15 protein-coding genes and 1 tRNA gene are annotated in these 20,577 nt (G+C 67.7%); 12 read left to right on the top strand and 4 right to left on the bottom strand.

From position 1 onward, the window contains the following. Positions 1–92: 92 nt before the first annotated feature. The gene (gene trxA / locus ACW6W5_RS15760) at positions 93–956 is read right to left on the bottom strand and encodes a thioredoxin (RefSeq protein WP_121038603.1); all 864 of its coding nucleotides are present in this window, start codon (positions 954–956) and stop codon (positions 93–95) included. Positions 957–1,084: 128 nt separating this feature from the next. Here trxA and ACW6W5_RS15765 point away from each other — a divergent pair, with 128 nt between their 5' ends. The 8 genes from ACW6W5_RS15765 (at position 1,085) to ACW6W5_RS15800 (ending at position 8,217) form a co-directional block, all read left to right on the top strand. Further along, complete coding sequence (locus ACW6W5_RS15765; RefSeq protein WP_152154207.1) at positions 1,085–1,696, top strand: DUF998 domain-containing protein; 612 nt, start codon at positions 1,085–1,087, stop codon at positions 1,694–1,696. Between the two features lie 186 nt (positions 1,697–1,882). Then, on the top strand, positions 1,883–4,531 hold the full coding sequence (gene leuS / locus ACW6W5_RS15770) for a leucine--tRNA ligase (protein WP_121038600.1): 2,649 nt from the start codon (positions 1,883–1,885) through the stop codon (positions 4,529–4,531). 162 nt (positions 4,532–4,693) lie between these two features. After that, on the top strand, positions 4,694–5,299 hold the full coding sequence (locus tag ACW6W5_RS15775; RefSeq protein ID WP_152154206.1) for an LPS-assembly lipoprotein LptE: 606 nt from the start codon (positions 4,694–4,696) through the stop codon (positions 5,297–5,299). A gap of 31 nt (positions 5,300–5,330) precedes the next feature. Further along, on the top strand, positions 5,331–6,368 hold the full coding sequence (gene holA, locus ACW6W5_RS15780; RefSeq protein ID WP_152154204.1) for a DNA polymerase III subunit delta: 1,038 nt from the start codon (positions 5,331–5,333) through the stop codon (positions 6,366–6,368). Positions 6,369–6,372: 4 nt separating this feature from the next. Continuing rightward, positions 6,373–7,038 carry a nicotinate-nucleotide adenylyltransferase gene (gene nadD, locus ACW6W5_RS15785; protein WP_152154202.1) on the top strand — a complete coding sequence of 222 codons (666 nt, stop codon included), beginning with the start codon at positions 6,373–6,375 and terminating at the stop codon, positions 7,036–7,038. 58 nt (positions 7,039–7,096) lie between these two features. Continuing rightward, positions 7,097–7,528 (top strand): ribosome silencing factor, encoded by a 432-nt coding sequence (gene rsfS, locus ACW6W5_RS15790; protein ID WP_121038588.1) that lies wholly within the window; start codon positions 7,097–7,099, stop codon positions 7,526–7,528. A gap of 84 nt (positions 7,529–7,612) precedes the next feature. Next, positions 7,613–8,083, top strand: coding sequence for a 23S rRNA (pseudouridine(1915)-N(3))-methyltransferase RlmH (gene rlmH / locus ACW6W5_RS15795; RefSeq protein ID WP_088434465.1), 471 nt, complete (start codon positions 7,613–7,615; stop codon positions 8,081–8,083). Positions 8,084–8,140: 57 nt separating this feature from the next. Continuing rightward, positions 8,141–8,217 (top strand) — tRNA-Asn (locus ACW6W5_RS15800). Between the two features lie 124 nt (positions 8,218–8,341). Here the strand turns inward: ACW6W5_RS15800 and ACW6W5_RS15805 are convergent. The 3 genes from ACW6W5_RS15805 to ACW6W5_RS15815 form a co-directional block, all read right to left on the bottom strand. Next, the gene (locus ACW6W5_RS15805) at positions 8,342–11,176 is read right to left on the bottom strand and encodes a TonB-dependent receptor (RefSeq protein WP_152154200.1); all 2,835 of its coding nucleotides are present in this window, start codon (positions 11,174–11,176) and stop codon (positions 8,342–8,344) included. Between the two features lie 179 nt (positions 11,177–11,355). Further along, the gene (locus tag ACW6W5_RS15810; RefSeq protein WP_152154198.1) at positions 11,356–12,015 is read right to left on the bottom strand and encodes an energy transducer TonB; all 660 of its coding nucleotides are present in this window, start codon (positions 12,013–12,015) and stop codon (positions 11,356–11,358) included. A 231-nt stretch (positions 12,016–12,246) separates the two neighbouring features. Next, positions 12,247–12,981, bottom strand: coding sequence for an SIMPL domain-containing protein (locus ACW6W5_RS15815; RefSeq protein ID WP_088434541.1), 735 nt, complete (start codon positions 12,979–12,981; stop codon positions 12,247–12,249). Positions 12,982–13,111: 130 nt separating this feature from the next. On the opposite strand from ACW6W5_RS15815, the gene ACW6W5_RS15820 reads away from it, so the two are divergent. From ACW6W5_RS15820 to tldD, 4 genes are read left to right on the top strand one after another with little or no spacing between them, the layout of a single operon-like run. After that, complete coding sequence (locus ACW6W5_RS15820) at positions 13,112–13,693, top strand: Maf-like protein (RefSeq protein ID WP_152154219.1); 582 nt, start codon at positions 13,112–13,114, stop codon at positions 13,691–13,693. Further along, positions 13,686–15,173, top strand: coding sequence for a ribonuclease G (gene rng / locus ACW6W5_RS15825; protein WP_121038576.1), 1,488 nt, complete (start codon positions 13,686–13,688; stop codon positions 15,171–15,173). The genes ACW6W5_RS15820 and rng overlap by 8 nt, the downstream gene beginning before the upstream one ends. 30 nt (positions 15,174–15,203) lie before the next feature. After that, positions 15,204–19,064, top strand: a complete 3,861-nt coding sequence (locus ACW6W5_RS15830; RefSeq protein WP_152154196.1) for a YhdP family protein — start codon at positions 15,204–15,206, stop codon at positions 19,062–19,064. 54 nt (positions 19,065–19,118) lie between these two features. Continuing rightward, positions 19,119–20,564 (top strand): metalloprotease TldD, encoded by a 1,446-nt coding sequence (gene tldD / locus ACW6W5_RS15835; protein WP_121038570.1) that lies wholly within the window; start codon positions 19,119–19,121, stop codon positions 20,562–20,564. The last annotated feature ends 13 nt before the right edge of the window (positions 20,565–20,577 follow it).

The raw sequence follows: 20,577 nt of genomic DNA on the forward strand, positions 1-20,577 counted from the left end.
CTGAACGTGATTCACGTCACACATCGAAGTTGCCGGTCTGGATAGGCGGCTTCGTTGGGCCAGCGCCCCCGAAAGGCGCTGGCCGTGGCCGATCAGAACAGCAGCGAGGCCATCCGGCGGCGGTACTGGCCGACCAGGTCTTCATCCTCGATCACTTTGAAGGCATCGATCAGCAGCTTGCGCGGGCGACCGTCGTCGTAGCTGCGGTCGCGGCGCAGCATGTCCAGGAATTGCTCCAGCGCGGCAGCATCCTGCCCGGACAGCAGCAACTGCACGCCGCGCAGGTGGCGCGCCTGCAGATCGTCGCCATTGGCCGCAATGCGCGCCTCCAGCACCTCCGGAGCAGGGGCTTCCTGCAGGGCGCTGGCGAATTCCAGACGGGCGCGGGCGCGCACGGCGCGGTCATCGGTGGAGAGGTTGGCCGGCAGCGCGTCGATCAGGGCGGTGGCCTCGGCGGTGGCGCCGGTCTGCAGCAGGGCCAGGGCCAGATCGAGCTTGAGCTCTTCCTTGTCCGGCTCGGCGGCAATCGCCGCGCGCAGTACATCGACCTGGGCCTGCGGGTCGAGCGGCGGCGCTTCGACGGTTTCTGCCTCGTCCGGGGCCGCTTCAAGCGGGACCACGCCGTGCTGGGTCAGGAACTCGCGCAGCTGGCCTTCCGGCACCGCACCGGGGAAACCGTCCACGATCTGACCGCCCTTGACCAGGAACACGGTTGGCACCGAGCGGATCTGGAAGGCCGCGGCGATCTGCTGTTCCTTGTCGACATCGACCTTGGCCAGCTCGAAGGCGCCGTGATAGTCGCCGGCCAGCTTTTCCAGCATCGGGCCCAGGGTCTTGCAGGGGCCGCACCAGGTGGCCCAGAAATCGACCAGCACGGGGGTCTGCAGGGATTTCTGCAGGACCTCGGTCTCGAAGGTCTCGGTGGTGGCGTCAAAGACGTGGGGCAGATCGCTCATGGTTTCAAATCAACGGGAAACTGGAGAGGAAGTGTATGGTGCCGCCCGCGGCCGGACGCAACCCCACCGGGCGGATTCCGCTTGGAACAGCGACAATGCAGGCCTTCAGACGCAGCCGGGTGAGCCGCATGCAGGGAATCCAACGTTGGGAAGGTGGCCTGGGCATTGCCGCCGCGGTGTTGTTCGTGGGCGCGGTGCTGGGCTTCGGCGCGGCGCTGCCGCTGTTCGATCCGGTCGGCCATCCGGTCGCGCTGCTCGGGGCGATGGACGTGCCGCATGCGCAGGCGTTCAACATGCTCGGTTTCGCGCTGCCCGGCCTGCTCGCCAGCCTCGTTGCGCTGCGCCTGCTGCTGCGGGTGCCGCGCACCGCGCCGTGGTCGATGCGGGTGGGTGCGCAGTTGCTGATGCTGGCCGGCGTCGGCTTCACCGCGATGGGCGTGCTGCCGCTGGATACCCGTGATCTGGACAACCCGGCCAGCCAGTACCACGCCAGTGCCTGGATGGTGTGGGTGCTGGCCTTCGTGCCGGGCGCGATGATGTCCGGGATCGGCGCGCTGCGGCTGCCGGCGTGGCGCGCCGTGGGCGGCCTGCACCTGGCCTGCGGGGTGGGGGTGCTGCTTGCCGCGTTCGCGCTGCAGGCCCTGCTGCCGGCCCCGATGGCCCAGCGCGTGGCCTTCGGGGTCTGGCTGGTCTGGCTGGTGGCGGTGCTGCCGTTGGCGCCCTCCACGCGGCGCACCTGAGCACAGCCGCAGCCGTTGCTGCGCCCCGGCACGCGCCGTGGCGCGCGGCGAGGGCGGAGGTGTTTCGCCAATCCCCAGTCAATTCAATGAGATGACAGGTTTGGCCGCGACGGTGGGCCACGTCGATTGGAGCCCTTTGCCGCACTGCGGTACCCTGTGCCGCTTTGCCGCCGCACTAGCGTTTTTATGACCAGCGTCGAACCCAACGTTTACGATCCGCAGCAGGTTGAATCCGCCGCCCAGCAGTACTGGGATGCCACCCGTGCCTTCGAGGTCACCGAGACTTCGGAGAAGCCGAAGTTCTACTGCCTCTCGATGCTGCCGTATCCGTCCGGTGCGCTGCACATGGGCCACGTGCGCAACTACACCATCGGTGACGTGATCAGCCGCTACAAGCGGATGACCGGCCACAACGTGCTGCAGCCGATGGGTTGGGATGCTTTCGGCCTGCCGGCCGAGAACGCGGCGATCAAGAACAAGACCGCGCCGGCCAAGTGGACCTACGCCAACATCGAGCACATGCGTGGCCAGTTCAAGGCCATGGGCTATGCGATCGATTGGTCGCGCGAGTTCGCCACCTGCACGCCCGAGTACTACGTGCACGAGCAGCGCATGTTCACCCGCCTGATGCGCAAGGGCCTGGCCTACCGCCGCAACGCGGTGGTGAACTGGGACCCGATCGATCAGACCGTGCTGGCCAACGAGCAGGTCATCGATGGCCGCGGCTGGCGTTCCGGCGCGCTGGTGGAAAAGCGCGAGATCCCGCAGTGGTTCCTGCGCATCACCGATTACGCCCAGGAACTGCTGGACGGCCTGGACGAACTGCCGGGCTGGCCCGACTCGGTCAAGACCATGCAGCGCAACTGGATCGGCCGCTCGGAAGGGCTGGAGATCCAGTTCGATGTGCGTGACGCCGACGGCAGCACGCTGGACCCGCTGCGCGTGTTCACCACCCGGCCGGACACCGTGATGGGCGTGACCTTCGTGTCCATCGCCGGCGAACATCCGCTGGCCCAGCACGCGGCCAAGTCCAACCCGGCGCTGGCCGCGCTGCTGGCCGAGATGAAGCAGGGCGGCGTGTCTGAGGCTGAGCTGGAAACCCAGGAAAAGCGCGGCATGGATACCGGCCTGCGCGCCATCCATCCGGTCACCGGCGCCCAGGTGCCGGTGTGGGTCGCCAACTTCGTGCTGATGGGTTACGGCACCGGCGCGGTGATGGCCGTCCCCGGCCATGATCAGCGCGATAACGAATTTGCCAACAAGTACGGCCTGCCGATCCGCCAGGTCATCGCGTTGAAGTCGCTGCGCAAGGAAGAAAGCGCGTACGACGCCACGCGCTGGCAGGACTGGTACGGCGACAAGACCCGCGAGACCGAGCTGGTCAACTCCGAAGAGTTCGATGGGCTGGACTTCCAGGGCGCCTTCGAGGCACTGGCCGAGCGTTTCGAGCGCAAGGCCCAGGGCCAGCGCCGCGTGAACTATCGTCTGCGCGACTGGGGCGTGAGCCGCCAGCGCTACTGGGGCTGCCCCATCCCGGTGATCTACTGCCCGAAGTGCGGCGCCTTGCCGGTACCGGAAGAGCAGCTGCCGGTGGTCCTGCCGGAGAACGTCAACTTCGTCGGCACCGGCTCGCCGATCAAGGCCGATCCGGAATGGCGCAAGACCACCTGCCCGGACTGCGGCGGCGCGGCCGAGCGCGAGACCGACACCTTCGATACCTTCATGGAATCGAGCTGGTACTACGCGCGTTACACCTCGCCGGGTGCCCGCGATGCGGTGGACAAGCGGGGCAACTACTGGCTGCCGGTGGATCAGTACATCGGTGGCATCGAGCACGCGATCCTGCACCTGATGTACTTCCGTTTCTTCCACAAGCTGCTGCGTGATGCGCGCATGGTGGACAGCAACGAGCCGGCGCAGAATCTGCTGTGCCAGGGCATGGTGATCGCCGAAACCTACTACCGCCCGAACCCGGACGGCTCCAAGGACTGGATCAACCCGGCCGATGTGGATGTGCAGCGCGACGAGCGCGGCCGCATCGTCGGGGCGACCCTGATCGCCGACGGCCAGCCGGTGGTGATCGGCGGCACCGAGAAGATGTCCAAGTCCAAGAACAACGGCGTGGACCCGCAGGTGATGGTGGGCAAGTACGGCGCCGACACCGTGCGCCTGTTCTCGATGTTCGCCGCGCCACCGGAACAGTCGCTGGAGTGGAACGAAGCCGGCGTGGATGGCATGGCCCGTTTCCTGCGCCGCTTGTGGGCCCAGGTGCAGAAGCATGCCGCTGATGGCGCCGCCCCGGCGCTGGACGTGGCCGCGCTGAATGCCGAGCAGAAGGCGCTGCGCCGCAAGACCCATGAAACCATCGGCAAGGTCGGCGACGACTACGGCCGCCGCCACAGCTTCAACACCGCGATCGCCGCGGTGATGGAGTTGATGAACGCGCTGGCCAAGTTCGATGACGTCAGCGAGCAGGGCCGTGCGGTGCGCCAGGAAGCACTGCGCGCCACCGTGCTGCTGCTCAACCCGATCACGCCGCATGCCAGCCATGCGCTGTGGCAGGTGCTGGGCCACGCCGAGGAACTGCTGGAAGACCAGGCGTTCCCGGACGCCGATCCGGCGGCGCTGGTGCGCGATGCGGTGACCCTGGCGGTGCAGGTCAACGGCAAACTGCGCGGCACCATCGACGTCGCTGCCGATGCGCCGCGTGATCAGATCGAAGCACTGGGCCTGGCCGAGCCGAATGCGGCCAAGTTCCTGGAAGGGCTGACCGTGCGCAAGATCATCATCGTGCCGGGCAAGATCGTGAACATCGTGGCGGCCCCGCAGGGCTGATCCCGTCGTGCCACCGGGGGCCTGCGCCTCCGGTGGTACCGATCTCCAAGGGCCGGTTGCAGGCAGATCCTGCAGACCGTCCGGTATCAAGTCCTGTTCACGCGGCATCCGGCAGGATCACTGCTTGTTGCCGCGACCGCCGCGCTCCTACAGACTGTATCCATGACCCGATTCCTGCTTGCCCTTGTCCTGACCGCAACCCTTGCCGGGTGCGGCTTCCATCTGCGCAACAAGTTGATGCTGCCGGCCGATACGGCCGCGGTGCAGGTGGTCTCCACCGCGCCTTACAGTGAGCTGGTCAAGTTGCTCCGCCGTGGCCTGCAGGCCTCCGGTGCGCAGTTGGCGGATCCGGACAGCACCGGCCCGGCCTCGCAGCTGCAGGTATTGTCCGAGCGCTGGGGCGATCTGCCGATCGCGATCGATGCCCAGGGCCGTGCCCAGGAGTACAGCCTGCGCTATGCGGTGATCTTCATCTTCCGCCGCGAAGACGGCAGCGAGCTGGTGCCGCAGCAGGTGATCGAACTCTCACGCGACTACGTGTCGCCGCCGACCGACGCCACCGGTACCACCACCGAACGCGAAATCCTCGCCGACGAACTGCGCCGTGAGATGTCCGCCTCGATCATGCGGCGTATCGACAGCGTGGTCCGCGCGGAACTGGAGCATGGCCGTGCCCCGGCCAAGTCCGGCACGACTCCGGCCGTGACGCCCACTACCACCCCGACCCCGGCACCGGCGGTACCCGCCGACGTCCCGCAGGGACACTGAATCCGGTCCGCCTGCGGATCGGCCTGCCCGGATGGAACTGCGCCCCGAACAGCTTGCCAGCCAACCGGCCAGCCAGCCGTTGGCCCCGGTCTACCTGATCGCCGGTCCGGAAACGCTGCGTGTGCTGGAAGCGGCCGATGCGGTGCGGGCGCGCGCACGCGCCGAGGGCGTCAACGAGCGCGAAGTCTTCGATGCCGATGGCCGTGACTTCGATTGGCACCAGCTCGATGCCAGTTTCAACGCGCCCAGTCTGTTCAGTGCACGTCGCCTGATGGAACTGCGCCTGCCCAGTGGCAAGCCGGGCAAGGAAGGCGCCGAAGTGATCAGCCAGTTCTGTGCCAACCCGGCGCCGGACGTGATCCTGCTGATCACCTGCAATGAATGGAGCAAGGCCCACCAGACCAAGTGGGCCGATGCCGTTGGCCGCGCCGGGGTGATCTCGGTGGCCTGGGCGATCAAGCCGCATGAACTCACCGAGTGGATCGAGCGCCGGCTGCGTGGCAAGGGCCTGCGCGCCGACCCGCAGGCGGTGCAGCGCCTGGCCGAACGGGTGGAAGGCAACCTGCTCGCCGCCGCCCAGGAAATCGACAAGCTGGCGCTGCTGGCCGATGGCCAGACCCTGGATGTGGACACGATGGAATCGCTGGTGGCCGATGCCGCCCGTTATGACGTGTTCCGTCTGGTCGAGGCGACCTTCTCGGGTCAGCCTGCGGCCGTGCTGCGCATGATCGCCGGCCTGCGTGCCGAAGGTGAAGCGGTGGCGGCGCTGACGCCGATCGTGATCCGCGAGTTGCTCTCCACCGCCGGTCTGGCGCGGGTGCAGGCGCGCGGTGGCAACCTGGCTGCGGAAATGAAGAGCCGCGGCATCTGGGAATCGCGGCAGGCGCCGTTCAAGCGCGCGCTGCAGCGCCATCCCGAGGTCAATCGCTGGGAGCGCTTCGTGGCCGAAGCCGGGCTGGTGGACCGCATCGCCAAGGGGCGCGCCGATGGCGACGCCTGGCTGGCGCTGGAGCGGCTGCTGATCGCCGTCTCCGAAGCCCGCGCTGTGCGCCTGCTCGCCCGGGCCTGAGCCCATGGGGCTGCGCATCTATTACGGCGGGACCTTCGATCCCGTCCATCTGGGCCATCTGGCCATTGCCCGCGCCGCCCGCGACCAGCTGCAGGTAGCCGTACGCCTGCTGCCGGCCGCCGATCCACCGCACCGTGCCGCCCCCGGCGCTGATGCCGCACAGCGCCTGGCCATGCTGGCCCTGGCCATCGGCGATGAGCCCGGCCTGCTGCTGGACCGGCGCGAGCTGGACCGGGCCGAGCGCCAGCCCGGTGTGCCGTCCTACACCGTCGATACGCTGCGCGAGCTGCGCGCCGAGCTGGGCCCGCGCCAGCCGATCGCCTGGCTGGTCGGTGCCGACAGCCTGTTGGCCCTGCCCAGCTGGCACGAATGGGAAGCGCTGTTCGAGCTGGCCCATTTCATCGTCGCCGACCGCCCCGGCAGTCCCCTGGCCGCCGCCTGCGACCCGGTGCTGGCGCAGGCCCTGGAAGGGCGCTGGGCCAGCCACGAGCGTGAGCTGTTCAGCGCGCCGGCCGGGCGCCTGATGCGCTTGCAGGCGCCGTTGCGCGAGGAATCGGCCACCGCGGTGCGCGCGCAGATCGCCGCCGCCGGGCCCTGGCGGCAACTGCTGCCTGAGGCGGTGGCGGGCTACATCATCGACCACCGCCTGTACGGCGCGACACCGTCGTGAATACGCGCGGGCCCGCCGCCCCGTATAATCGGCCCCACATTTATCGAGTTGACCCGCTTTGAGCAACCAAGCCCAGCCCCAGACCATCAAGGTCCAACTGCCCAATCCGGCGCCCTCCGTTCTGCAGCTGCTCGAGTGCGTGCGCGGGGCCACCGAAGAACTGAAGGCCAAGGATCTCGTTGAGATCGACGTCATCGGCCGCTCCAGCGTCGCCGATTACATGGTGATCGCCTCGGGCACCTCCAGCCGTCACGTCAAGTCGATCGCCGACGAAGTGGTGAAGTTCGCCAAGAAGCTGGGCGTGATGCCGCTGGGTGTGGAAGGCGAGCGCGAAGCCGAGTGGGTGCTGGTCGACCTGGGCGATGTGATCGTTCACGTGATGCTGCCGCGCGTGCGTGAGTTCTACGCGCTCGAGCGGCTGTGGACCGTGGGCGACCAGCCGCCGATCGAACTGCTCGACGATGCGGACGACGACTACGACGCGCGCTGATCGCAGCGTGCCCGGTCACGACAACGGCGCCGATGGCGCCGTTGTCTTTTGCGGCGCCGCCTGTGGTGGCTGCGGAGGACAGACATGAAAGCCAAGCTGATCGCCACCGGCGAGCGCGCCCCATCCTGGGTGGCGCAGGGCTTTGCCGAGTACCAGAAGCGGCTCTCGCACTGGTTGCCGTTCGAGCTGGTCGAGATCGAACCCGGCCTGCGCGGCAAGGGCCGCGATGCGCGCCGCGCGACCGATGACGAAGGCAAGCGGGTGATCGCCGCGTTGCCAAAAAATGCCTATGTGGTCGCGCTTGATGTACCGGGACGCCCGCTCAGTTCCGAGCAGCTGGCGCAGCGCCTGGAGCATTGGCGCGGCCAGGGCAGGGACCTGGCCTTCCTGATCGGCGGGCCGGAGGGGCATTCGGCGGAAGTGTCGGCAATGGCTGATGAGAAATGGTCGATCGGCCCGCTGACGCTGCCGCACATGCTGGTGCGCCTGGTAGTGGCCGAGCAGCTGTACCGCGCCGCGGCGATGCTGGCCAACCATCCGTATCACCGCGCGTGAAATAGTTGTCGCCAGACGGGTTACATCTCGCGAAAAACGGGCTACAATGCGCACCCCGCCCGAATAGCTCAGCCGGTTAGAGCACTTGACTGTTAATCAGGGGGTCGTTGGTTCGAGTCCAACTTCGGGCGCCAAGATTTGAAGAAAAGCCTCGCAGCGATGCGGGGCTTTTTCTTGTCCGCGATTTACCCGCGTGCCGCGATCCAAACAAAAAGCCCGGGCAATGCCCGGGCTCCTTGTTCCCCAAGTGCGCTTACCTCATTCGAAGGTGTACTTGGCACCGACGGTGAAGTAACGGCCGATCGCGCCGCTGAAGTGCAGCGGGTTGTAGTTCACGCCACCGTAGGTGGTCGGATCCAGCGGAGCGATGCGGTCGAACAGGTTCTGCACCGATGCGTTCAACTCGAAGGCCTCGGTGATGTTCCAGCGACCGGACAGGTCGAAGGTGGTGAACGAAGAGATCTTGGTAACATCGGTGCCGTCGGCATAGGCGAACTGATACGAGCCGTCCGGACCGCGGAAGTCGGTGTTCTCCATCTTGGAGATGTAGTTGGCCACGCCGCTGACGCTCCACGGGCCCTGCTTCCAGGTGGTGCCGAAGTTGATGCGATCCTTCGGGGTGCCGATGCAGTTGGTGACGTCGCAGTTGCCGTGCGTGCCGGCATAGTCGACGGTCACGTCGGCATCGGTACGCTCGAACTTGAGCACATGGCTCCACTGCAGGTCCATCTCCAGCTGGCCCGGACCGATGTCGAAGGTCTGGCGGATGTCGGTATCGATACCGCGGACGCGGGTCGATGCAGCGTTGATGTACTGCGTATTGACCGCCAGGATGCTGCCGGTGCCGGGAACACCATTGAGCAGGTTGTTGTCACGCAGCACGTTGCCTGCGGCAATCGCTTCGGCAGTACTGCCCTGGGCGATTTCGTTGGTGCGCTTGATCTGCCACGCGTCGACCGTCATCGAGGTGCTTGAGGTCGGCTGCAGCACCAGGCCGACTGAATAACTCTTGGATTCCTCCGGCTTCAGGTCCTGGTTCGGGCGGGTGATGATGGCGACCGGCAGTGCGCCGCAATCGTCATCGGTCGCGCCCGGGGCCGGGTTGCCGCCGGGGCAGCGCACGGGATCGGCAGCGTTGGAGAACGCGGCCAGGCCACCGTCGCCGTTCTCGGCCGGATTCGGCGCGCGGAAGCCTTCGGCATAGCTGCCGCGGACCGCGATCCAGTCGGCCGGGGTCCACTTGATGCCGACCTTCGGCGTCGCCTTGCCCTCGCCGCTTTCATACTTGTCATAGCGCACCGCGCCGGACAGTTCCAACTGCTCCAGCACCGGGGCGGACAGTTCGACGTAACCGGCGTAAACGTTCTGCGTGCCGTCATAGGCCGAGTAACCCAGGCCGATGATGTCGCCCTGGTCGGTATAGGTCTGCGGGGTCAAGCTGTTGCTGGTCTTGCGCCATTCGGTACCCAGCGCCAGGCCAAGCGGGCCGCCTTTGAGGTCCATCAGGCTGCGCGACACGGTGAAGTCGAACATGTCCAGGCTGGACTTGGCGCGTGCGCTGATGTCAGGCGAAATGTAGTCATACAGCGCCTGCGAATTGAGCCCGGCGTTGTCGCCGATGCGCCACACCCCGCCTGGGCAGGCCGGGTTCCCAAGCGCGCACTGCACGGCACTGTAGCGCAGGAAGCCGGTGCGCTTGTTGACCAGATCCGTCCCCGAATGCAGGTAGGCGGTGTCGTAGCTCCACTCACCCCAGTTGCCCTTCACGCCCACCAGGAAGCGGTTGAACTCGTTGGTGTTCTCCGTCACGCGCGGGCCGACATCCCAGGCCGAGTAGCGCAGGCGCGAGGCCTGGCCGGGAATGGGATTGTCCGGATGGGTAGGGCCGAGCACGGTGGCGCCATCGCCGCTGTTGGCGTTGACCGGGCCGCCGGGATAGCCCCAGCCGCCGGACACGCCGGAGGGCGTGTTGCTGAAGGTGGTTTCCTTCTTGGAGTAGCCGATTTCGGTGTAGATCTCACCGCCCTCGCCGAAGGCGAAGCTGGCGCGACCGAACACGTTGACGTACTTCTCTTCCGGGGTCAGGTCACGGTACAGCTGGTTCGGATCCCACAGGCAGCCCTGCTGCTGTGCGGTGACGTCGTTCTGGCCAGGAATGGTGGTAAGGCCCGCACAGCCTGGGAGCGCAACGAGGAAGGCCGGATTGTCAGCGGTCACGGCGCGATCATCGAAGACCGAACCGGTCGGACCCACACCGCCACGGGTACCGCCGGACAACGCGGCGCCACCCAGGAACTGGGCGTTGTTGCCGTAGCCCCACGGGCGGATATCGCCGGTGCCGATCCACTTGCGGTTCTTGCGGTCGCTGATCTTGATTGCGTCGGTCTTGCCCACGTCCAGACTGAAGAACGCATTCCAGCCATCGGTGGCCAGGTCGCCGGTACCGGCGGTCAGGGTGGCCTTCTTGGCATCGCCGTCGCTGTCACCGGACAGGCCGTAGGAGGCGCGCAGGATGGCGCCGTTGAAGTCGCTGCGCAGGATGATGTTGACCACGCCGGCGATGGCATCGGAACCGTAGATCGCAGAAGCGCCGTCCTTGAGGACTTCGATGCGCTCGACCGCATCCAGCGGAATCGTGCTCAGATCGGTGAAGACTTTCTGGCCGTCATCGGCCAGGCCGTAGGTCGCCATGCGGCGGCCGTTCAACAGCACCAGCGTGGAGCCGGCGCCCAGGCCGCGCAGCGAGATGCCCGCGCCACCGCCGGCAAAGCCGTTGCCGAAGGTCTTGGGAATGGAGCCGGACCCATCCGCGGTCAGGGTCTGCAGGTACTCGGCGACCGTGGTCTTGCCGGTGCGGTCAATCTCCTGGCGGGTGACCACCTGGACGGGGGAGGGAGTCTCGGTATTGGTGCGGGGGATGTTCGAGCCGGTCACCGTGATCCGGTCAAGGTTGGTCGCCTGCTCCTGCGCGAACGCGGAGGACGACGCCATGGTGCCCACCAGCAGCAGCGCGCCGCTGGTCAGGATCGTGGAAATGGAATGGGCCAGGGTATTGCGGCGGCTGTCGTCGCGGCGTTGGATCGGGTGTTTCACAGCTTCTCTCCTGACTGGGAAAACCTACATGTGTGAGGGTCGTCATCGAAATCACTGGCGACGGCGCCAATCTAGGTTTCCGGCAGGTGACGCAAGTGTGAAAAATTGCTTAATTCGCGAAAGATCGTGTGAGGGCCTTGTGTGAATGGGGAGAGCCCCGACGGGGCCCTCCCAGCCCATCAGTGCGGCAACGAAAACTCCACCGGCACCAGGCCATCGGCTTGGACCACCTGCCCATTGACGGTCGCGGGCACGAAGCGCCAATGACGCATTACCTGCTGGCGCGCTGCCTGGTCCAGAGCACGAGAGCCGCTGCTCTTTTCGATGCTGACCGCGACCGGGTTGCCATCGGTGCCCACCCGGATGCGCAGCAGGACCGTCCCCTCCTGGCCAAGGCGGATCGCCGCGACGGGATAGGGCGGGGGTGGCGCGCTGCGGTACTGCAGTTGGGCTCCGGCGGCGGGCGAGGGCGCGGCGGGGGCCGGTTCCAGCGCCGGTGCGGCGGTCTCGCTGGCGGGCATCGGTGCCACCGCGGGCGCCTCGTCAAGGGTGGCGGTGGGTGTCGGCAGCGGTGCCGGCGCGCGTTGCGTGGGCACCGGCACGGTCGGGGGGAGCCGCTGCGGGTCCGCTGGAGGGTGACGGATGATCTCCGGCTGCGGCGGCGGAGGCAGCACCCAGCTCACCCGCATGCGCTCGCGCGGGGCCGTGATCAGCGGCTGTGCGGCAGGAATCAACAACAGCATCAGGGCCAGCGCATGGACCGCGATGGCGGTGCTCCACCCGAGCACGCGGGACGCTTCGATGGGCAGCGGGACAACCGGGGACGGGGTACGGACCATGCTCCACTCTCCTTGCCAGATGTGCGGGAACATCAACGTGCCTGCGCGGCGCGTGGGGTCAGGCGGGGCCGCGCACTGACAGCAATACCCGAGCCCGGCACGGGCCGGAAGTCAGGGGCAGGGTGGCGAGTTGGCTGGCAGTCAGGATCCAGCCGCAGACAGCATGACGGCGCCCGCAGGCGCCGTCATGCCAGGCAGGAGCGGACCGTTGGTCCGCTCTCTTCTGACGTGTTACCGGCCCAGGTCGAACACCACGTCCAGGTTGACCGACACGGTCGATTCGCCCGGCGAGACCGGGGTGGACACGTCGGCCGCCATCGGCGCCGCCGCCGCACGCATCATCACCGGGCGGAAGTTGCCGCCGCCGCTCTCGGAGATGCTCACGATCCGGCGCACGCGCAGGCCCAGCGACTTGGCGTAGGTCTCCGCACGGGCCTGGGCTTTCTTCAGCGCGGCCAGGCGGGCCTCGTCATAGACCGGTTCGGGCTGGTCGATCTCGAACTGCGGGCCGTTGATCTGGTTGGCGCCCTGGGCGGCCAGTGCGTCGAGTACTTTGCCGAGCTTGGCGATGTCGCGCACTTTCAGGCTCACCGTGTTGCTGGCCTGGTACCCGGTGATCTTCGGTGCCTCGTTGTCGGCATAGCGATACTGCGGGCTCAGGTTGACGCCGCTGGTCTGCACATCACGCTCGGCGATGCCGGCGGCCTTGATCGCGGCGAGCACCTTGGTCATCTGCTCGGCGTTCTGGCGCATGGCGGTGTTGCCGTCCACGGCCTGGGTCACCACGCCGGCCGAGAGCGTGGCCACGTCCGGCACGCGCCTGGCCTCGGCATTGGCCGAGATGTTGAGCAGGGTGCCGTCGGCCGGCACGGCGATGGTGGGCTGGGACTGGGCGTGGGCGGTCATCGAAGCTCCCAGGGCAAGGGACAGGGCGAGCAGCAACGGGGACAGGGACGGGCGGCGCATGTACATCTCCTTGTGAAGACGTTGAGGTTGGTGTCGGGGCGATGAACGCGTCGTGAGGTTTGAGGGGGTTGATCACGATTCAAGCGTGTTGCTCGCGATTCAGACAGTAGGCTCAGGTTATGCTTCCTCGATGCTTTATCTTGCCTCTCGATCCCCCCGACGAAACGAACTGCTTGCGCGCCTGGAACGACCGTTCCAGGCGCTTGAGCTTCACGTGCCCGAAGTCCGCGCGCCCGACGAGTCCGCCGCCGATTACGTGCAGCGGGTCGCCGCCGACAAGGCGCGCGCCGGGTTGGCGCTTGTCGCGCATGACCCCGAGGCGGTGGTGCTGGGCTCGGACACCGAGGTCGTGCTCGACGGGCGCGTGTTCGGTAAACCGGCCGATGCTGCTGACGCCTGCGCGATGCTGCGCGCGTTGGCCGGGCGCACCCACCAGGTGATGACCGCCGTGGCACTGGTCGCTGCCGGCCGGGAACAGGGCGTGCTGGTGGTCTCGGAGGTGACGTTCGCGGCGATCGAGGAGGATCGGATCGCAGCCTACGTGGCCAGTGGCGAGCCGATGGACAAAGCTGGTGCCTATGCGATCCAGGGTGGCGCCGAACGATATATCCGCCATCTGGCGGGAAGCTATTCGGGTGTGATGGGTTTGCCCCTGCAACAGACCGAGCAGTTGCTGCAGACGTTCGAACTGAAGGGAGTCGCCCATGTCTGAAGAAATCCTGGTCAATGTCACTCCGCGGGAAACCCGCGTCGCCGTCATCGAGAACGGCATGCTGCAGGAACTGCACATCGAACGTGGCTGGCGCCGCGGCGTGGTCGGCAACATCTACAAGGGCAAGGTGCAGCGGGTGATGCCGGGCATGCAGGCGGCCTTCGTCGAGGTCGGGCTGGAGCGCGCCGCGTTCCTGCACGCCAACGATGTGATCCGCCCGGCCCCGGTGGCCAGCCCGGATACCGAAGGCACCACGTTGCCGCCGCCGTCCTCGGTGCCGATCGTCGAACTGCTGCGCGACGGCCAGGACATCGTGGTGCAGGTGGTCAAGGACCCGATCGGGACCAAGGGTGCCCGCCTGACCACCCAGATCAGCATTCCCTCGCGTTACATGGTGCTGCTGCCGCAGTCCAAGGTGGTGGGCGTGTCGGCCCGGATCGAGGACGAGGCCGAGCGGGCCCGCCTGAAGAGCCTGGTGACCGAACTGTCGGCCCAGCACGGCGGCTACGGCTACATCGTGCGCACCAATGCCGAAGGCCAGCCGGCCGAGGCGATCGCCGAAGACGTGGCCTACCTGTCGCGGGTCTGGAACGTGGTGGAGCGCCGTGGCCGCGATGCCGCGCCGCTCAGCGTGATCTATGAAGACCTGAGCCTGCCGCTGCGCTCGGTGCGCGATCTGATCCGCAAGGACGTGGACAAGGTCAAGGTCGATTCCAAGGAGACCTTCAACCAGCTGCAGGCCTTCGTGGCCAAGTACATGCCGGTGCTGGCCGAGAAACTGGAGCTGTACAGCGGTGATCGCCCGATCTTCGACATGTTCGGGGTCGAGGATGAAATCGGCCGGGCGCTGGACAAGCAGGTCCCGCTGAAGTCCGGTGGCTATCTGGTGATCGACCAGACCGAGGCGATGACGACCATCGACGTGAACACCGGTTCGTTCCTGGGCCAGCGCAACCTCGAAGAGACCGTGTTCCGCACCAATCTGGAGGCCGCGCAGGCGGTGGCGCGGCAACTGAGGCTGCGCAACCTGGGCGGCATCATCATCATCGACTTCATCGATATGGACGATGCCGAGCATCGCCGCCAGGTGCTGCGCACCCTGGAGAAGGCGCTGGCCCGCGACCATGCCAAGACCACCGTCTACGATTTCTCGCCGCTGGGCCTGGTCGAGATGACCCGCAAGCGCACCGTGGAAAGCCTGGAGCGGCAACTGTCCGAGCCGTGCCCGGAGTGCAGTGGGCGGGGCTCGATCAAGACCGCCGAAACGGTCACTTACGAGATCTTCCGCGAGATCACCCGGGCGGTGCGTCAGTTCGATGCGGCGCGCCTGCTGGTGATCGCTTCCTCGAAGGTGGTCGCACGCATCACCGACGAGGAATCCTCGGCGGTGGCCGAACTGGAGGAGTTCCTGGGCAAGAGCATCCGCTTCCAGGCGGACGAGCAGTACCTGCAGGAGCAGTTCGATGTCGTGCTGCTCTGACCGCGGCCGGTCCGGCATTCCCACGTTCCGATGAGCACACCGCTGCGCCTGCGCCTGCGCCGGATCCGCCGCCATGCTGTGTATGCGGTGGCGGTCCTGCTCGTGGGCGTGGCGCTGCTGGTCGGCACTGCCAGCCAGCTGTTGCCCTTGGCCGAGCGTCACCCGGACAAGGTGGCGGCGTGGTTGAGTGCGCGCGCGGGCCAACCGGTGCGCTTCGATGCGCTGGATACCGCCTGGACCCGGCGCGGCCCGCTGCTGCAGCTCACAGGGCTGCGCATCGGTGAAGGGCAGGGCCTGCGCATCGGCGAGGCCGAGGTGCTGGTCTCGATGTATGCCGGCCTGCTGCCGGGCCACTCGCTGACCGAGCTGCGCCTGCGCGGCCTGGCGCTGGTGCTGCAGCGTGCCGACGACGGCCGCTGGTCGGTGCAGGGCCTGCCGCAGTCCGGTGCAGGCGATCCACTGGAGACACTGCGTCGCCTCGGCGAGCTGCAGGTGATCGGTGGCCGCTTGAAGGTGGACGCGCCCTCGCTGGGCATAAGCGCCGTGCTGCCGCGGATCGACCTGCGCCTGCGCGTCAACGGCCAGCGCCTGCGGGTTGGGGCGCGTGCGTGGGCCGACCCGTCCGCACAGCCGCTGACGGCGGTGCTGGAATTCGAGCGCAAGCGCGGCGATGGTCAGGCCTGGTTCTCGGCCGACCCGGCCGACTTCCGGGCGTGGTCCTCGCTGCTGCAGTTCGGCGGCATCGGCCTGCAGCAGGGTACCGGTGAGTTCAATGCGTGGGTGGACCTGCGCGATCACCGGGTGGTGATGGTCACCACCGATGCGGACCTTCAGAACGTACAGGTGCGCGGCGTGAAGCTGGCGGACGGCACCCACCCGCAGCTCGCGTTGGACACGCTGGAACTGCGCGCACGCTGGCGCTGGGTGCAGGGTGGCTGGCGCGCCGATGCGCCGCGGTTGCGGATCGGCATGGAAGGCAGCACCCAGCAACTGGATGGGCTGCTGCTGGCCGGCGGGCAGCACTTCGCGCTGGCCGGCGACAACATCGATGCCACCGCGCTGTTGCGGGGGCTCGCGCTGACCGACCGGATCGATCCCGGCCTGCGCGAGTGGCTGCACGAGGCCGCACCGCAGGTGCGCATGACCCGCGTACGGGTGGCAGGCGAGCAGGGCGGCCCGCTGTCGGTCGACGGGGATCTGGAAGACATCCGCTTCGCGGCGGTCGGGCATTCGCCCGGGCTCAGCGGTGTGGGCGGGCGCTTCAACGGCGATGCCGATGGCTTCACCCTGGATCTGCAGCCGCAGCAGGTGATGCATTTCGATTGGCCGAGCGGCTTTGGCGAGCGCCACGACGTGCGCCTGGCCGGCCGGTTGGTGGGCTGGCGCGACGAGGCCGGCGGCTGGCGGATCGGCACCCCGGCGCTGCGCGTGCAGGGCACCGATTACGCCGCCGATGTGCGCGGCGGCATCTGGTTCCAGAACAACGGCACGCGCCCCTGGCTGGAACTGGCGGCCAGGATCGACGATGTGCCGATGACGGCGGCCAAGCGTTTCTGGATCCATTCCAAGATGAGCAAGACCGCCACCGATTGGCTGGATGCCGCCCTGGTCTCCGGCCAGGTGCGTGGCGGCGTGGGCCTGGTGACCGGCGATCTGGAAGACTGGCCGTTCGACAAGAACAACGGCCGCTTCGAGGCGACCGGCCACATCGACGCCGGCAGCATCCGCTTCCAGCACGACTGGCCGGCGATGAACAAGGTCGATGCCGATATCGCCTTCATCGGCCCGGGCTTCGAACTGCATGGCAAGGGCGACCTGGCCGGGGTGGCGGTGGACCACTTCGATGCCGGCATTCCCGATTTCGGCGAGACCGATCTGTACGTCAAGGCCACCAGCCGCAGCGATGCCGGTGCACTGCTGGCCATGCTCAAGCAGAGTCCGTTGCAGGCCACCTATGGCGAGACGCTGGACAATCTCACTGCGAAGGGGCCGGCCGCGGTCACCTTTGACCTGCTGCAGCCACTGCATCACGACGACGGCGGCGGTCACCTGCAGGGCACGGTCGATCTCAATGGCGCGACCCTCACCGAGAAGCGTTTCGACCTGGTCTTCGAGAACATGCGCGGCACGGCACGCTATGGCCACGGCGGCTTCGATGCGGAGCACCTGGCCGTGCGCCACCAGGGCCAGGACGGGCTGCTCAGCCTGCGCGCCGGGGAGTTCGTGCGGGATCCGCAACAGGCCTTCGAATCCGAGCTGACCGCCTCGCTGGAAGCCGGCGCGCTGTTGGACCGGGCGCCCGAATTGAACTGGCTCAAACCTTACATCCAGGGCACCTCACGCTGGACCATCGGGGTGACCCTGCCCAAGGTCGCGGCCGGCAGCAAGGTCGAGCCGCCCACCGTGCTCAAGCTGCATTCGGATCTGGTCGGCACCACCCTGGAACTGCCTGCGCCGCTGGACAAGCCCGCCGCCACGCCGTTGGCGACGGACGTCACCGCACAGCTGCCGATGGGCAGCGGCCGTGTGGATGTCGCCTTCGGCCAGCGCCTGGCCTTGGCCGCGCGCACGCATGACAACCAGACCGGCGTGCAGGTCACCCTCGGCAGCGACCGCGTGGATCGCGATCCGCCGGCCAGCGGGCTGGTGGTGAACGGGCGCAGCGGCTCGCTGGATGCGTTGGAGTGGATCGCCCTGGCCCGCTCGCCGGACGGCGGCGACGGCAAGGACCCGATGCCGCTGCGGCAGGTGGACGTGCAGGTCGGCCAGCTGCTGCTTGCCGGTGGCGTGTTCCCACAGACCCGGCTGCAACTGCGGCCGACCAGCAGCAGCGTGGACGTGCGCCTGGCCGGTCCCTCGCTGGCGGGCGGCCTGAGCGTGCCCAATGCCGAGGGCGGCACTATCGTCGGCAAGCTCAGCCGGGTGCACTGGCAATCGCTGCCGACGCCGGTCAAGGCGCCCAGCGATGGCGCTCCGATCCTGCTGCCACCGGACGTGGCCCTGCCGGCGCGGGTCCAGGCCAGTGCCAATGACACCAATCCAGCCAAAATCCCGCCGCTGTCGCTGGATATCGATGACCTCCAGTTCGGCAAGGCCAAGCTCGGCCAGGCGGTATTGCGCACGCGGCCGATGGCCAACGGCCTGAGCGTGGACCAGCTGCAGTTCCGCGCGCCCAAGCAGGAGATCGACGTCAATGGCCGCTGGATGGGCATGGGCGAGGCCGCGCGCAGCCAGTTCAACGTGCAGGTCAAGAGCGAGGACCTCGGCGGGCTGATGCAGAATCTCGATTACGGCGGCCAGCTACGTGGCGGCCAGGGCCAGCTGAGCATGTCGGCCGGTTGGCAGGGCGGCCCATCCGACTTCCAGCTCGGTGCGCTGCAGGGCCAGCTCGATGTGCAGGCCCGCAACGGCCAGTTGCTGGAACTCGAACCCGGTGCCGGGCGCGTGCTCGGCCTGCTCAGCGTGACCCAGCTGCCGCGCCGGTTGATGTTCGATTTCCGCGATTTCTTCTCCAAGGGCTTCGCCTTCAACCAGGTCGAGGGCCGCGTGGCGTTCGCCGATGGCATGGCCACGACCGACAAGGTGCTGATCGAAGGCCCGGCGGCGAACATCACCATCCGCGGCCAGACCGACCTGCGCCAGCAACGCTTCGATCAGACCATCGACGTCAACCCGCGCGCCGGCAACCTGCTGACCGTGGTCGGCGCGGTCGCCGGCGGGCCGGTGGGGGCGGCGGTCGGTGCGGCGGCCAACGCGGTGCTGTCCAAGCCGCTGGGCGAGATCGGCGCCAAGACGTACCGCGTGACCGGCCCCTGGGCCGAACCCAAGGTCGATGTGATCGACCGCGACGCAGCGCCCAAGCCGGCCCCGGCCGCACCGCCGGCGCGCTGACCCCTTTCCCGCGCCCGGGTTGCGATTGCGCCCGGCGCCCACAGATCAAAGAGCATGAACAACAACGCACTTTCGCTGGCCACCGACCGTCTGCTGCTGCCCGCCGGGCTGGATGCGAACGGTCTGGAACGCACGTTCGGCACCCTGTTGGGCCCGGGCATCGATTTCGGGGATCTCTATTTCCAGCACGCGCGCCGCGAGAGCTGGAGCGTGGAGGACGGCATCGTCAAGGACGGGGCGCATTCGATCGAGCAGGGCGTGGGCGTACGCGCCATCGCCGGCGAGAAGACCGGCTTCGCCTACTCCGATGACATCCACAGCGACGCGCTGCTGGCCGCGGCCAACTCGGCCCGCGCCATCTCCCGCGAGGGCGGGGCACAGTCGGCCCGCTCGCTGGTGCGTGGCAGTGGCCGCGCGCTGTACCCGGCGCTGGACCCCATCGATGGCATGGGCAACGAGGCCAAGGTGGAGATGCTCAAGCGGCTGGACCGCTACCTGCGCGCCGCCGACCCGCGCGTGCAGCAGGTGATGGTCAGCCTTTCCGGCGGCGTGGATACGGTCCTGATCGCGCGCAGCGATGGCGTGCTCGCCGCGGATATCCGCCCGCTGGTGCGCTTGAACGTACAGGTGATCGTCGAGCAGCACGGCCGGCGCGAGTCGGGCTACTCCGGTGGCGGGGGCCGTTACAGCTATGAAGACCTGTTCGCCGATGGGCGCCCGGAAGGTTTTGCCCGCGAGGCGCTGCGCCAGGCGCTGGTGAACCTGGAGGCGGTTCCGGCCCCGGCCGGGGTAATGACCGTGGTGCTGGGCCCGGGCTGGCCCGGCGTGCTGCTGCACGAAGCGGTCGGCCACGGCCTGGAAGGCGACTTCAACCGCAAGGGCACCAGCGTCTACGCCGGCCGGATCGGCGAGCGCGTGGCCGCGCCGGGCGTGACCATCGTTGACGACGGCACCCTGGACGGGCGCCGCGGCTCGCTGAACATCGATGACGAGGGCCATCCGACCCAGTGCACCACACTGATCGAAGACGGCATCCTGGTCGGCTACATGCAGGATTCGCTCAATGCGCGCCTGATGGGCGTGGCCCCGACCGGCAACGGCCGCCGTGAATCATTCGCGCACATGACCATGCCGCGCATGACCAACACCTACATGCGCGCCGGCCAGCACGATCCGGAAGAAATGATCCGCTCGGTCAAGCGTGGCCTGTACGCCGTCAACTTCGGTGGCGGCCAGGTCGACATCACCAGCGGCAAGTACGTGTTCTCGGCCACCGAGGCCTACCTGATCGAAGACGGAAAAATCACCGCGCCAGTGAAGGGCGCCACCCTGATCGGCAACGGGCCGGAAACCATGCAGAAAGTGCGCATGATCGGCAACGATCTGGCCCTGGACGAGGGCGTGGGCATCTGCGGCAAGGATGGCCAGAGTGTGCCGGTCGGCGTGGGCCAGCCGTCCCTGCTGATCGATGGCATCACCGTGGGCGGCACCCAGGCCTGAGCCGGGATGCATT

Source organism: Stenotrophomonas sp. IS26, from assembly GCF_054188265.1.